Source organism: Cellulosimicrobium sp. G4 BAM 1002 (assembly GCF_057126935.1).
In genome coordinates this window covers 722,848-736,843 of sequence record NZ_CP182109.1, presented here as the reverse complement: position 1 = coordinate 736,843, position 13,996 = coordinate 722,848, and the positions used below count along the sequence as shown (strand labels likewise).

The 13,996-nt window shown below is 72.8% G+C and carries 14 protein-coding genes; 3 read left to right on the top strand and 11 right to left on the bottom strand.

All coding sequences use genetic code 11. The features are described from left to right. Window positions 1-80: 80 nt before the first annotated feature. From ACMXGY_RS03370 to gdhA, 9 genes are all read right to left on the bottom strand, one after another. A complete protein-coding gene (locus ACMXGY_RS03370; RefSeq protein ID WP_483775475.1) occupies window positions 81-452 on the bottom strand; it encodes a sterol carrier family protein in 372 nt (123 codons plus the stop codon). Between the two features lie 31 nt (window positions 453-483). Further along, window positions 484-2,064, bottom strand: a complete 1,581-nt coding sequence (locus tag ACMXGY_RS03365) for an RNB domain-containing ribonuclease (RefSeq protein WP_483775474.1) — start codon at window positions 2,062-2,064, stop codon at window positions 484-486. Window positions 2,065-2,157: 93 nt separating this feature from the next. Continuing rightward, complete coding sequence (locus tag ACMXGY_RS03360; protein WP_483775473.1) at window positions 2,158-3,045, bottom strand: ABC transporter ATP-binding protein; 888 nt, start codon at window positions 3,043-3,045, stop codon at window positions 2,158-2,160. Next, on the bottom strand, window positions 3,042-3,941 hold the full coding sequence (locus ACMXGY_RS03355) for an ABC transporter ATP-binding protein (protein ID WP_483776776.1): 900 nt from the start codon (window positions 3,939-3,941) through the stop codon (window positions 3,042-3,044). Before ACMXGY_RS03355 ends, ACMXGY_RS03360 begins: the two co-directional genes overlap by 4 nt. 50 nt (window positions 3,942-3,991) lie before the next feature. Beyond that, the gene (locus ACMXGY_RS03350) at window positions 3,992-5,143 is read right to left on the bottom strand and encodes an ABC transporter permease (RefSeq protein WP_483775472.1); all 1,152 of its coding nucleotides are present in this window, start codon (window positions 5,141-5,143) and stop codon (window positions 3,992-3,994) included. Continuing rightward, entirely contained in the window at window positions 5,136-6,134 is a 999-nt protein-coding gene (locus ACMXGY_RS03345; protein ID WP_483775471.1) for an ABC transporter permease, read from the bottom strand. The genes ACMXGY_RS03350 and ACMXGY_RS03345 overlap by 8 nt, the downstream gene beginning before the upstream one ends. A 46-nt stretch (window positions 6,135-6,180) precedes the next feature. Then, complete coding sequence (locus ACMXGY_RS03340) at window positions 6,181-7,863, bottom strand: ABC transporter substrate-binding protein (RefSeq protein ID WP_483775470.1); 1,683 nt, start codon at window positions 7,861-7,863, stop codon at window positions 6,181-6,183. Between the two features lie 221 nt (window positions 7,864-8,084). Beyond that, window positions 8,085-8,906: a copper homeostasis protein CutC gene (locus tag ACMXGY_RS03335; protein ID WP_483775469.1), complete on the bottom strand. Its 822-nt coding sequence runs from the start codon at window positions 8,904-8,906 to the stop codon at window positions 8,085-8,087. Between the two features lie 83 nt (window positions 8,907-8,989). Next, window positions 8,990-10,327, bottom strand: coding sequence for an NADP-specific glutamate dehydrogenase (gdhA, locus tag ACMXGY_RS03330; RefSeq protein WP_483775468.1), 1,338 nt, complete (start codon window positions 10,325-10,327; stop codon window positions 8,990-8,992). 213 nt (window positions 10,328-10,540) lie between these two features. Between gdhA and ACMXGY_RS03325 the strand changes: the two genes are divergently transcribed. Together ACMXGY_RS03325 and ACMXGY_RS03320 are read left to right on the top strand one after the other, a co-directional pair. Further along, window positions 10,541-11,164, top strand: coding sequence for an NADPH-dependent FMN reductase (locus tag ACMXGY_RS03325; RefSeq protein WP_483775467.1), 624 nt, complete (start codon window positions 10,541-10,543; stop codon window positions 11,162-11,164). Beyond that, on the top strand, window positions 11,161-11,739 hold the full coding sequence (locus ACMXGY_RS03320) for a flavin reductase family protein (RefSeq protein WP_483775466.1): 579 nt from the start codon (window positions 11,161-11,163) through the stop codon (window positions 11,737-11,739). The genes ACMXGY_RS03325 and ACMXGY_RS03320 overlap by 4 nt, the downstream gene beginning before the upstream one ends. Window positions 11,740-11,788: 49 nt before the next feature. Here ACMXGY_RS03320 and ACMXGY_RS03315 read toward each other — a convergent pair whose 3' ends face one another. Continuing rightward, window positions 11,789-12,208 (bottom strand): hypothetical protein, encoded by a 420-nt coding sequence (locus ACMXGY_RS03315; RefSeq protein WP_483775465.1) that lies wholly within the window; start codon window positions 12,206-12,208, stop codon window positions 11,789-11,791. 170 nt (window positions 12,209-12,378) lie between these two features. Here ACMXGY_RS03315 and ACMXGY_RS03310 point away from each other — a divergent pair, with 170 nt between their 5' ends. Next, entirely contained in the window at window positions 12,379-12,840 is a 462-nt protein-coding gene (locus ACMXGY_RS03310) for a hypothetical protein (protein WP_483775464.1), read from the top strand. Window positions 12,841-12,849: 9 nt separating this feature from the next. On the opposite strand, the gene ACMXGY_RS03305 is transcribed toward ACMXGY_RS03310, so the two are convergent. Beyond that, window positions 12,850-13,884 (bottom strand): aldo/keto reductase, encoded by a 1,035-nt coding sequence (locus ACMXGY_RS03305; RefSeq protein ID WP_483775463.1) that lies wholly within the window; start codon window positions 13,882-13,884, stop codon window positions 12,850-12,852. Between the last annotated feature and the right edge of the window lie 112 nt (window positions 13,885-13,996).

The following is a 13,996-nucleotide window of genomic DNA, read 5'->3' as shown; positions in this document are numbered from 1 at the left end:
GCCCGGGTACGCCAGACCACCGGCCCAGAACGTTACGCACCAGTAACACGTTCACCCGGTGCATCGGCCGGGGGCGCGCCTCAGCGCGGACGGGCCGCCTGGAGCGGGAGCAGCCACGAGATGTCGGACCGCTCGCCGGAGGCCCGGACCCGCCCGTCCGCGACGGCGTCGGCCCACGCGAGCTCGCCCGTCACGAGGCCGAGCCACGTCTGGGGGTCGGTCTCGACGACGTTCGGTGGCGTACCGCGGGTGTGCCGCGGCCCCTCGACCGCCTGGACGGCTCCGGCGGGCGGGACCCGCACCTCGACTGCGTGCCCGGGCGCGACGTCGGCGAGCTCCTCGAGCGTGAACCGCACCGCGGTCGTCACGGCCTTCCGGTCGGTCGGGTCTCCCCGCCACGTCGCCAGGGCGAGGCGGCCGGCGGACGGGTCGGTGCGTCGTCGGGCAGGCACGGCACCAGGGTAGGCCGTGCGGTCCGACGGTTCAGCCGACGGAGAAGCGGACGCGTCGCGCGGGCACCGACGCCTCGCGCAGGATCACGCGGACGGGGTCGCCGAGCGGGAGGTCGGTGCCCTCGGTGCCCTCGACCGGCGCGCGCACCGCAGGGTCGGCGAGCACGACCTGGCCCCGTCGGGGCGCGGCGTCCCCGGCACCCTCGCGCTCGAGCCGGCGCCCCCGCTCGCGGTCGTCCTCGACGTCGACGACCACACCGTCGAACTCCTCGCCCTCGCGTCCGGTCAGCAGCGCCGCCTCCACGACGTCGACGATCGCGCGCTCGTACGACCCGGCTCGTTGCCCGGTGCGGGCCATCGTGCGCGGCAGGCCGGGCAGCGCGTCGAGCACCCAGCGCGGCACCTCCTCCCCCGCGCACAGCGCGAGGCACACCTCGGTGCCGTAGCGGTCGACGAGCCGGCGCAGCGGCGCGGTGACGTGCGCGTACTCGGCCGCGATCGCGGCGTGCGCGGCGTCGTCGGGCACGCCGGTCTCCTGGCCCGTGCCGCCGAAGGCCTCGTACGACGCGCCCCGGAACAGCGAGGTCGCCTCGCTGAGGAACGCCGCGTGGCGCGGGAGCCCGGAGTCGAGGGTCGGGACGAGCTCGGCGTACGCCGTCTCGCGCGGCCAGTCGATGCCGAGCGCCCGGGCCGTCCGGCGCAGCCGTGCGAGGTCGCGCGGGTCCGCCTCCGGCAGCGCCCGGAAGACCCCCACGCCACCCGCCCGCATGATCCGTGCCGCCGCGATCCCGGTCAGCAGGGAGATCTGCGCGTTCCAGCCCTCCGCGGGGAGGGTCGAGCGGAACTCCAGGCCGAACGTGCCGTCGTCGCGCGGGACGATCTCCTGCTCGGGCACCTCGAGCGACACTCCCCCGCGCTCACGCTCGCGCGCGAGGCGCAGCTCGCCCACCTCGCGCAGGAGGAGCAGCGAGGCGTCCTCGGGGCCGGTGCCCCCGGCGTCGATCCGGGCCTGCGCCTCGTCGTACGTGAGCCGCTGCGTCGAGCGCACGACGGCGCGGCGGACGGTCGCGTCGACGATCTCGCCGCGCGCGTCGAGCACGATGCGCCAGGCCGCGGCCGGGCGCTCCTGGTCGGGGAGCAGGCTCGCCGCCCCCTCGGAGAGGACCGCCGGGTGCAGCGGGGTCCGGGCGTCGGGCGCGTAGAGCGTCGAGCCGCGTTCGTGGACCTCGGTGTCGATCGCCCCGCCGGGCTCGACGAACGACGCGACGTCGGCGATCGCGTAGTGCACGACGAACGCGGCGCCCTCGGGGCTGCCGGCGTCCGTGCCGCTCGCGCGCTCGAGGAACAGCGCCTGGTCGAGGTCCATCGACCCCGGCGGGTCGATCGTGACGAAGGGCAGCGCACGCAGGTCCACACGTGCAGCACTGCCGTCCTCGGCGGGGGACCCGCGGCGGGCGACCGCCTCCGCCTCGGCGAGCACGTCCGCGGGGAACGCGTCTGGGACCTCCATCTCGCGCCGCAGCGCGGCGAGCGCCTCGCCGACGGCGGCGGCTGCCGTCGCCGCGGTGGTCGGGGCGGGAGGGGGCGCGAGGCGCAGGTGGGGTGCGTGCACGAGCCCGACACTACCCATCCGACCGTCGTCGCCGGGAGGACGCACGGGCCAGGCCGTCCGACGGACCTGGCCCGCGCCCGCCTCACCTGCCGGTCACAGGCCCCGCGTCCCGAACCGGTCGCGGTCGGCGTCGCCGCTCCCGGTGCCGGTGGAGGTGGCCGCGAGCTCGGCGCGGACCTCGTCGCGCAGGCGACCGTGGTTCTGCGGGTCGGGTGCGGCGCTCAGGAGCAGCTTCGTGTACTCGTGCTGCGGGTCGAGGATGACCCGGTCGGACGGGCCGCGCTCCACGACGTTCCCGCGGAACATCACGAGGATCTCGTCGCTGAAGTGCCGCGCGGTCGCGAGGTCGTGCGTGATGTAGAGGACGCCGAGGTTCTCCTCGCGCTGCAGGCGGGCGAGCAGGTTGAGCACGCCGAGGCGGATCGAGACGTCGAGCATCGAGACCGGCTCGTCGGCGACGAGGAAGCGCGCGCCCGGCGCGAGCGCACGGGCGATCGCGACGCGCTGCCGCTGCCCGCCCGACATCTCGTGCGGCTGCTTGGCCGCGTAGACGTCGGGCGGCGTGAGGTTCACGCGCTCGAGGAGACCGTGCACGTGCGTCTCGAGCTCGGCCCTGGTCCGCGCGACCTTGTGGATCCGCAGCGGGCGCTCGAGGTGGTGCCCCACGGTGTGGAACGGGTTGAGCGAGGCGAACGGGTCCTGGAAGACCATCTGCACGTCGTGCCGGTAGGCGTCGAGACGTCGTCCACGTGTCGCGGAGAGCTCGCCGTCGAGCATGATGCGCCCCGACGTCGGGGTCTCGAGCTTCGCGATCATGCGGGCCACGGTCGACTTGCCCGAGCCGGACTCCCCGACGACGGCGATCGTCTTCCCCGGCTCGAGCGTGAAGGACACGTCGTTCACGGCACGCAGCGTCGTGCGCTTCAAGCCCTTGCGGATCGTGAAGTCCTTGACCAGGTTGCGGACCTTGAGCGTGCTCATGCGGGGGTTCCTTCCTGGCTCTCGCCCGTGCCCTCGCCCGTGCGGACGAAGGAACCACGCGCACCCGTCAGGCTCGGGAACGAGCCGAGCAGCCGGCGTGTGTACGGGTGCAGGGCGTTCTCGTAGATGCTCTCGGCCGTGTTCAGCTCGACGATCTCGCCCCGCAGCATGACCGCGATGCGGTCGCTGATCTCCAGGAGCATCGGGAGGTCGTGCGTGATGAACACGACGGCGAAGTTGAACTGCTCGCGCAGCCGCATGATCTCGCGCAGGATGCCGCGCTGGACGACGACGTCGAGCGCCGTCGTCGGCTCGTCCATGATCATGACCTGGGGGTTCAGCGCGAGCGCCATCGCGATCATCACGCGCTGGCGCATGCCGCCCGAGAGCTCGTGCGCGTAGCTGTCGAGCCGCACGGGGTCGACGCCCACCAGCTCGAGCAGCTCGGCCGACCGCGCCGCGCGCTCCTTGCGCGACATGCCCGCACGGTGGGTCTTGAGGACGTCCCCGAGCTGGTCCCGCACGCTGATGACCGGGTTGAGCGAGTTCATCGCCCCCTGGAAGACCATCGAGACCTTGTCCCAGCGGAACGTGCGCAGCGACTCGCCGCCGAGGGCGACGACGTCGATGTCCGTCCCGCCCTGGTCGTGGAACGTCACCGACCCGCTCGTCATGAGCGCCGGCGGCTTGAGCAGGCGGTTGAGCCCGTACGCGAGCGTCGTCTTGCCGCAGCCCGACTCCCCGGCCAGGCCCAGGATCTCGCCGCGGTGCAGCGTGAGCGACACGTCCTTGACCGCGTGGACGACGGGGGTGACCTCGTAGTCGATCGAGACGTGCCGCGCGGTGAGCACCGGCTCCTTGCCCACGAGGTAGGCGGCGTGGGCGTCGCTCGTCATCGGCCCGGCGGTCGTGGTCCGGCCGTCCGCGGGACGCGTCGTGGTGGCGGTCATGCGCCCACCTTCTCCTTCTCGTCGTCGGTCGTGGACGCTCCCGCGCTCGCCTGGCTCGTGCCCGCCGTCGGGCCGACGGCCGGGTGGGTCCCGGCGTCGACGCCGAGCCCCGCCTTGCGCGCCCGGCGCACGCTCTTCACGGCTGCCGGCGCGAGGCGCAGGCGCGGGTTGATGATCTCGTCGAGGCTGAAGTTGATGAGCGACAGACCGCAGCCGAAGAGCGCGATGAGCAGCCCCGGCGGGACGAACCACCACCACATCCCGAGGCTCAGCGCGTTGTTCGCGCTGGCCTGGTTGAGGATCGTGCCCCACGTGATCGACCCGGACGGCCCGAGGCCCAGGAACGACAGTCCGGCCTCGGCGAGGATCGCGAGGAGCACCGCGCCGAGGAACTGCGCCGTGAGGAGGGGCAGGAGGTTCGGGAAGATCTCGACGAGGATGATCCGGGGGGTCTTCTCCCCGGCGACGCGTGCGGCCGAGACGTAGTCCCGTGATCGCAGCGACTTGGCCTGCATGCGGAGCACGATGGCGGCGCCGGGCCACGCCGTCAGGCCGAGGATGACGGCGACGATGATCAGCGACCGCGTCTGCAGGTACGCCGAGATGACGATGATCAGCGGCAGCCCGGGGATCACGAGCATGATGTTCGTGACGAGGTAGAGCGTCTCGTCGGTGAGCCTGCCCCGGTACCCCGCCACGATCCCGAAGAGGATCGAGAGCACGAGCGCGATCACTCCCGCGACGAGGCCGACCATGAGGGAGCCCGTCCCGCCGCGGGCGAGCTGGGCGAAGATGTCGACACCGATGTGGTTCGTGCCGAGCAGGTGGTCCGCGCTGGGCGGGAGGAACCGCTCGTTGTCGGTCGCCGTAGGGCTCTGCGTGAAGAACGGCGCCACGAACGTGAACAGCAGGATCGCGACCACGAGGGCCACGCCCGTGACGAGCTTGCCGGAGCGGCGCGGCAGCATCGCCCGCAGCCCGCGCCGGGCCGCGACCGGGGGGACCGCCTGGTCCGCGCCCGCGGGCACGTCGGGCACGGTCCCCACCACGTCGTCGGGCACCGGCAGGCCGTCCGCCACGACGGTGGCGGCGGGCGCCGCGTCCGCGGCCGGGGTGACGATCTCGGCGTCGCGGATGTCGTCAGCCATTGTTGCGCGTCCTCGGGTCGATGAGTCCGTAGATGATGTCCATGAGGAAGTTCGCCGCGAGCACCGACAGCGTGATCACGAGGAACGTTCCCTGCATGAGCGCGAAGTCGCTCGCCTGGACCGCGTTGAAGAGCAGCTTGCCGAGGCCCGGGTAGCTGAAGACCTGCTCCATGACGACCGACCCGGCGACGACGAACCCCAGCGCGACGCCGAAGCCGGCGAACGACGGGAGCGCCGCGTTGCGCGTCGCATAGGTGATCGCGACGCGCATGCGCCGCAGCCCCTTGGCCTCCGCCGTCACGACGTAGTCCTCGGAGAGCGTCGAGACCATCATGTTGCGCATCCCGAGCAGCCAGCCGCCGACCGCTGAGAGCACGATCGTCAGCGCCGGCAGGAACCCGTGGTAGATCACGCTGCCCACGAAGGCCCACGACCACTCGGGCCCGTTGTCGAAACCGAAGATGTCGTAGTTCCCGATCCGCGGGAACCACCCCGTCGAGACCGAGAAGACCGAGACGAGGATGAGGGCGAGCCAGAAGTAGGGCACGGCCTGCAGGAGGGTCGACGCCGGGATGATGCTGTCCACCCAGGTGCCGCGCTTCCAGCCGGCCCACGCACCCAGCCCGACGCCGAGGACGAACGAGATGATCGTCGCGAGTCCCACCAGGCCGACCGTCCAGGGCAGGGCCTGGCCGATCAGCTCGGTGACGGGCTGGGGGTAGTAGGTGATGGAGATCCCGAGATCTCCCTGGAAGAGACGCCCCCAGTAGTCCACGTACTGGTCCCACAGGGAGGCGTCGCCGTCCGCGCCGAAGAGGAGGTCGATGCTGTTCTGCATCTGGGGCGTCAGCTCGCCGCCCTTGCGCATGAACTTGTCGATGAAGATCTGCTTGGGGTCACCAGGCATGAGCTTCGGGAGCAGGAAGTTCAGCGACACCGCTGCCCAGAGGGTGATCACGTAGAACGTGATCCGCCGGACGTAGTACCTCATGATGCGTGTCCCTCGCTCCTCGGTCCTCCTCTTCGGCGCGGCACCATCAGCTCGCGGGCTCGAGCTTCGACAGCACGACGCCGAGCGAGACCGTGCTCCACGACGGCGGGAATGCGTAGAGGTCGTCCTCCGTCGGCCAGCCCGTGAAGTCCTTCGTGTCCATGAAGGTCTGCGTCGCGTTGACGACGACGGGGATGTACGGCAGGTCGCGGACGATCTCCTCCTGGACGATGGCGTACTGCTCCTGCTTCGCGGCCTCGTCGTCGGTCGCGGCGGCGGCGGCCACGGCCGCGTCGACGGTCGGGTTCGAGTAGCGGACGTAGTTGAAGCGGCCCGACTCGAGGACCTCACCGACGGGGCCGGTGTACTCCGTCGTCATCCACTGGCGGTAGATGCTGAACGGGTCGTCGAGCGACGGGCCCGTGATGCCGCCGACCATGAGCTGGTAGGTGCCGGCGACGCGAGCGTCCGACATCTCCTGCTGGGTGACCTTGTTGTGGACGATCGAGATGCCCGCGGCCTTGGCCTGCTCGACCAGCAGGTCGCCCACGGCGTTGTAGTCGTTCCAGCCGTCGACCGTGATGAGCGTCAGCTCGACCTTCTGGCCGTCCTTCTCGTAGATGCCGTCGGCGCCCTTGGCGTAGCCGGCCTCCTCGAGGACCGCCGCCGCCGCGGCCGGGTCCGCCGTCTGCGGGCTCTCGGCCTCGACGTCGGGCGAGATCCAGCGGTCGTCGCGGCCGAGCAGGGCGAACGTCGGGGACGCCGTCGCAGCGAGGCCCGCGAAGGCCTTCTCGTTGATCTCCGTGCGGTCCATCGCGAGGTTGATCGCCTGGCGCACCGCGACGTCGGTCTGCGGTCCGGTGCAGCCGAGGTCGACCGACACGCACGTGTAGATCGTCGTCGGGTCCTGCGGCGTGTTGACCATGGTCAGGCGGCCGTCCGCGGTGATGCGGTCGGGGTCCGCGACGAACATGGCCGTCCAGTCGACCTTGCCCGTGGTCATGAGGTCCTCGGCGCTCTGGTTCGCGTCGATGCCGAGGTAGCGGACCTTCTTCACCTTCGGGGCGCCGCCCCAGTAGTCCTCGTTCGCGACGACCGTGTAGGCGGCCTCGGTGACGGCGTCGGCCTGGAACGGTCCGGTGCCGACCGGGTTCTCGTTCGCGAAGGTCACGAGGTCGTCGACCTCGGAGAAGATGTGCTCGGGCACGACCAGCGCGGTGCCGAGGAGCTGCACCTCGGTCGTGAACTGCGGCGAGTCGAACGTCCACTTCACGGTGTACGGGTCGACCGCCTCGACCGACACGACGAAGTCGCGCTTCGCGGCGTCGTTGGTCTGGGAGAACACCACGTCGTCGGCGTCGAAGTCCTCGCCGTCCGTCCACTTCACGCCCTCGCGGAGCTTGACCGTGAGCTCGAGCCCGTCCTCGGACCACTCGAAGGACTCGCCGAGGCGGGGCTCCGGCTCGCTGGCCTGCGCCTTGTTGTAGTAGAAGAGCGGCTCGTAGATCGCGCCGTTCGCCGCGTGCAGCGGGTTGGGCGAGTACGGGTTGAAGTTCGCGACGATCGGGGTCTGAGTACCGGCCCAGACGTTGAGGGCACGCGCCTCGCCGCCGTCCTGACCCTCGCCGTCACCGTTCCCGGAGCCGGAGCAGCCGGCCGCCAGGAGGGTCACGCCGGTCACGAGCGCAACCGCCGTGAGCAGACGCTTGCGCGCCGTGCTTCGAATCATCATCGGTCCTTTCGCATGGACGACGCGTCTTCGCGTCGTTCGTCGTGGCGCCCGGGGGCGTGTGCAGGAACACTAACTAACTCCCCGCAGCGCACGATCGAATACGACAGGAAAGTTACCTAACTGATACCTCCCGGCAACGAGGACCTCACGGGGGCGCGACGGAGGCGCACCCTGGAGCGCCTCGGAACCGTCAGGAGGAGCCCCCGGCAGGAGGCGTGTCAGGCACCCAGGGCAGCGCGGGCAGCGGCGGCGACGTCCCGGTCGGTGACCTCGTAGCCGCCACCCGACCCCGCTCCGCCGCCGGGCCCCGCGTCGTCGGCCACGACACGCTTGGCGGACAGGTGCACGGCGTCGACGCCGGCGGCGACGAGGGCGCCGACGTCCTCGGGCCGCACTCCCCCGCCCGCCATGACCTGGACCGCCCCACCCAGAGAGCCGCGGGCGTGCGCGGCCATCGCCCGCAGCCGGTCCACGCCGTCGATGCTGCGCGGCGCGCCGCCGGACGTGAGCACGCGCACCATGCCGAGACCAGCGAGCCGGTCGAGCGCTGCCAGCGGGTCGGCGACGACGTCGATCGCCCGGTGGAACGTCACCTCACGGCCGCCGGCCGCGTCGACGAGCGCGCGCACGGCGTCGGCATCCACCTCGCCCGCGGAGGTCAGGGCCCCCACGACGACGCCGGCAGCTCCCGCGGCGACGGCGGCGCGCACGTCGCGCACCTGGACGTCGAGGTCGTCGCGCGTGAGCACGAACCCGCCCGGACGAGGCCGGACGAGGACGTGCACCTCGACGCGCGGGCGGTCGTCGACGCCCGGCCCGGGAGCCGCGACCACCGTCGAGCGGGAAGCCTCGACGGCCGCCTCGACGAGCCCGGCGCTCGGCGTGAGTCCGCCCGTCGCGCCGAGACCGACGCACAGCTCGACCCGCCGTGCACCCACGGCCGCCGCGATCCGGACGCCCTGCGGGTCCTGCACGGCGAGCTCGAGCGCGACCTCGCGGCGCGCGTCCCGGGCGGTCCCCTCGGGGTAGGTGGTCGTCACTGCGCTCTCCCGTCGTCCGGTGCGGCCGGTCCGTCCGTCGCGCCGAGGCACGACGGCGGCCGTCGGACAGGGTAGACGACGCCTCAGATCACGCCGAGCGCGATGATGGCGTCGGCGACCTTGGTGAAGCCCGCGATGTTGGCGCCGAGCACGTAGTTGCCCGGTGCGCCGTACTCGTCGGCGGTCTCGACGCACCGGTCGTGGATGCCCGTCATGATCTGCTCGAGCCGCTCCTCGGTGTACTCGAACGTCCAGGCGTCGCGCGACGCGTTCTGCTGCATCTCGAGCGCCGACGTCGCGACGCCGCCCGCGTTCGCCGCCTTGCCGGGCGCGAACAGCACCCCCGCGTCCTGGAGCAGCGCGACGGCGGCGGGCGTCGTCGGCATGTTCGCGCCCTCGGCCACCGCGTCCACGCCGTTCGCCACGAGCTGCTTCGCCGCGCGCTCGTCGAGCTCGTTCTGCGTCGCGCACGGCAGCGCGACGTCGCACGGGACGTCCCAGATGCTGCCACCGGTCACGACGCTCGCACCCGGGCGCCGGGCCGCGTAGTCCGCGACCCGGCCGCGCTGGACCTCCTTGACCTCACGCAGGAGGTCGAGGTCGATCCCGGCGTCGTCCACGACGTAGCCCGAGGAGTCGGAGAACGCGACGACCTGCGCGCCGAGGTCCTGCGCCTTGGCGATCGCGTACGTCGCGACGTTCCCGGAGCCGGAGACGACGACGCGTCGGCCGTCGAGCCGCTTGCCGCGCGTCGCGAGCATGCGCTCGGCGAACATCACCGTGCCGTAGCCCGTCGCCTCCGTCCGCACGAGCGAGCCGCCCCAGGAGATGCCCTTGCCGGTGAGCACGCCCGACTCGTAGCGGTTGGTGATGCGCTTGTACTGGCCGAACAGGTAGCCGATCTCACGACCGCCCACGCCGATGTCGCCCGCCGGGACGTCGGTGTTCTCGCCGATGTGCCGGTAGAGCTCGGTCATGAACGACTGGCAGAACCGCATGACCTCGCCCTCCGAGCGGCCGCGGGGGTCGAAGTCCGACCCGCCCTTGCCGCCGCCGATGGGCATGCCGGTGAGCGAGTTCTTGAAGACCTGCTCGAAGCCGAGGAACTTGACGATCCCGAGGTACACCGACGGGTGGAACCGCAGCCCGCCCTTGTAGGGGCCGAGCGCGGAGTTGAACTCGACCCGGAAGCCGCGGTTGATCTGCACGCGGCCTGCGTCGTCCACCCACGGGACGCGGAAGATGATCTGGCGCTCGGGCTCGCACACGCGCTCGAGCACGGCTGCCTCGACGTAGCGCGGGTGCTTGCGCAGCACGGGGCCGAGCGAGTCGAAGACCTCGCGCACGGCCTGGTGGAACTCGGCCTCGCCGGGGTTGCGACGCAGGACCTCGTCGTAGACGGACTGCAGTCGGCTGTCCATGGGCTCTCCTCGTCTGGACACGGGCGGAACCCTCGACGGTACGCCTGTGCCAGATCTCCTCGTACCGGCGTCTCACTTTCCGACGCCACCGCCGTCGTCCGCGGACGACACATGCGTCCACGTGGTGAGAAACCCGACCGATTCAGTGCACTTTGGCGAGCGGGTGGTTATACCGGTCCCACGCGTGACCGTCGAGAACTGCGAGGAACCGACATGACAGACCATCTCTCCCCGTCCGCCCGTGCCACGGTCGTGGCCGTCTCCGGCAACCCGCGCCCGGGCTCACGCACGCTCGCCACGGCCAGGACGCTCGGCGCACGGGTCGCCGCCCACCTCGAACCGGACGCACCTGGCGACGTCACGACGATCGACCTTGCGACGCTCGCCGGCGAGCTCCTCGCCCCTGAGCACCCCGCGGCCGACGCCGCGCGCGAGCAGGTCGCCGCCGCGACCGTCGCCGTCGTCGCGACGCCCGTCTACAAGGCGTCGTACACCGGCCTGCTCAAGGCGTTCCTCGACCTCTACGGCCCGGACGGGCTCGCGAGCGTCGTCGCGGTCCCGCTCGTCGTCTCGGGGAACCCCGCCCACGCGCTCGTCGGCGAGGTGCACCTGCGCCCGGTGCTCGTCGAGCTCGGCGCCGTCGTGCCGACGCGGTCGTTCACCGTCACGGAGGCGCAGCTCGCGGAGCTCGGCCCGGTCGTGGACGCCTGGCTCGCGCGCGAGGGCGACGCCTTGCGGCGCGCCGTGGCTCCGCTCCCGGCTGCCGGACCCGTCCCGCTGCCCGGTGCAGACCGGGACCAGGCCGTCGCCGACGCGTTCGCGGGGGTGGCCCGATGACCGCCGAGCTCACCCACCTGGAAGCACTCCTCGCGGAGCAGGACGAGCCGCAGCTCTCCCCCGACGAGTACAAGTCCGTGTTCCGCGGGCACCCCGCCGGGGTCGCCGTGATCGCGCTCGAGCACGACGGCCGTCTCGTCGGCTTCACAGCGACGTCCGTCATCTCCGTCTCGGCCGCGCCCCCGCTGCTCGCGTTCTCGCTCGCCTCGACGTCCTCGTCGTGGCCCGCGGTCTCCGCGGCGCGCACCCTCACGGTGAGCTTCCTCGCCGACCACCAGGACGACGTCTCCGCCCGGTTCGCGACGAGCGGCATCGACCGGTTCGCCGACGGCGGCTGGTCCCGCCTCGAGACCGGGGAGCCCGTGATCGACGGCGCCCTCGCGTGGGTGCGCGGCCGCGTCCTGCAGCGCACACCCGTGGGCGACTCGTACCTGGTGTCGCTGCGCGCGCTCCGGTCGAGCGCGAGCACCCGCACCGGTAGCGCCCACGGCGCGCGCCCGTCGTCGGGCGCGGCGTCGCCGCTCGTCTACCACGACCGCACCTACCACCGGATCGGCGGCCACTCCGCGCTGTGAGCTCGGGGAGGCCGCCGAGGCCGCGGCCGTCCGCGCGCGGCCGGGCGCCTCACCAGCTCCAGCCGCGCGAGCTGAGCTCGAGCTCCTCGCGGAACCGCTCGTCGTCGCCGGTGCGGAAGCCCGCCCGGAGCGGCGCGTCCTCGACGGGCAGACCGGTGAGCCGGCACGCCTCGCGCAGGAGCGCGTCGTACGCGCCCTGCACGGCGAGGTAGTGGTGCGCTCGGGCGTAGACGTCCGGGTCCGCCTCGATGCGCCGCATCTCCGCGGCGAGCTCGCTCAGCCGGACCTGGAGCGCGAGCGTCGCGAGCGGGTCGGGGGCAGGCACCCGACGGCGCAGCGGGCCCCGTCGCTCCCCGCGGGCTCGACGGGCGATCCGGTCGGTCGGCACGTGTCGAGGAGCGCGCAGCACCCACCACACGGCGGCGACCGTGCACGCCGTCGCGCACCAGACCATCAGCAGCCACGCCATCGGAGCCGATCCTCTGCGCGGGGGTACCCACAGGACCACTCCAGTCTAGATCCGCGCCTCGTACCCCGGTACTGCGTGCCGCCCGGTCGCCCACGTCCCGCCGTCGCCCGCCGTACGATGCGGACGACGGCACGGCCGCGCGACGAGGCGCACGACGACGGGGGCACCGCATGACGACCGCAGCCCGGCTGAGGGCCGTCGTGTTCCGGGGCCAGCTCTGGGCGGCCCTGCTCGTGCCCGTCGCCCTGCTCGCGGGGGCGGTCGTCGCCGGCGGGGGCCTGATGATGGCCGGGTTCGTCGTCGGCGCGATCCCGGTCGCGGGGCTCTTCGCGCTCGCCCCGCTCCTCGGCACGTCGGTCGGGCGGATGCGCGCCGCCGACGACGTCCCGCTCCCGTACGCGCTCGTGACCGTCGCACTCTGGGTCGCCGTGCTCCCCCTCGGGTTCCTCGTGACGTACACCCAGCCCGTGCCCACCGCGTACGTGCCCCTTCCGCCGGGCTACGACGCCGCGGAAGCCGCGAGCGCCGTCGTCGGCCCCGCGGTGGTCCTCCTGTGGGTCGCCCAGCTCGCCCTCGCGCTCGCCGGTGCCCGGGCCCGACGCCGCGCGCCCGTGACCGCGCCGGCGGCGTGACCGCCAGCGCTACCCGGCGAGGAGGTCCGCCTGCGGGTGCCGCACGCCCTGCACCGCTTCGCGCGGGATCGTCGCGCCGATCGCCGCGACGTCCTCGGCCGTGAGCTCGACCGCTGCCGCGGCGACGTTCTGCTCGAGGTACGCGACCCGCTTGGTCCCGGGGATGGGCACGATGTCGTCGCCCTGGGCGAGGAGCCACGCGAGCGCGAGCTGCGCCGTCGTGACGCCGCGCTCGGCCGCGAGCTGCTCGAGCGAGCGCACGAGCCCACGGTTGTGCTCGAAGGCGTCGCCCGCGTAGCGGGCGTGCGCGCGTCGGACGTCGTCGGCGGCGAAGCCGTCGGGAGCGTCGACCGTGCCGGTGAGGATCCCGCGACCCAGCGGCGAGAACGGCACGAAGCCGACGCCGAGCTCGCGCAGGGCGGGCAGGACCTCGTCCTCCGGGTCGCGCGTCCACAGCGAGTACTCGCTCTGGACGGCCGTGACGGGGTGGACCGCGTGGGCGCGGCGCACGGTCGCGGCCGACGGCTCCGAGAGCCCGATCCCCCGCACCTTGCCGGCCGTCACGAGCTCGGCGAGCGCACCCACGGTCTCCTCGATCGGCACCTGCGGGTCGATGCGGTGCAGGTAGTACAGGTCGAGGCGGTCCGTGCCGAGGCGCTCCAGGCTCGCGTCGATCGCGGTGCGCACGTACTCGGGGCGCCCGTCGACCCGGCGGCCGTCGGGGTGGCCGTCGGCCGGAGGCAGCCCGAACTTCGAGGCCAGGACGATCTCGTCGCGGTGCGCCCCGAGCACGCGGCCGATGAGCTCCTCGTTGCGGCCGTGCCCGTAGACGTCGGCGGTGTCGATCAGCGTCACGCCGAGCTCGAGCGCGCGTCGCAGCACCGCCTCGGCCTCGGTGGCGTCCGCGGGGCCGTAGGCGTCGGTGACGGACATGCCACCGAACCCGAGCGCGGAGACGGTGAGGGCCGCGTCACCGGAGCCGAGCGTCCGCTCGGTCGGACGGGCCGGGGCTGAGGGCGCGGAGGTACCGCGGTCGTCGGTCATCCCGCCAGCGGACCATCACGAGCGCCGCACGGCAAGGGCAGCGGCCGGTCCTCTCACCTGGCGAGAGAACGTGACGTGGCCGGTCGGCTCGCCGAGGTCCTCAGGAGGGCAG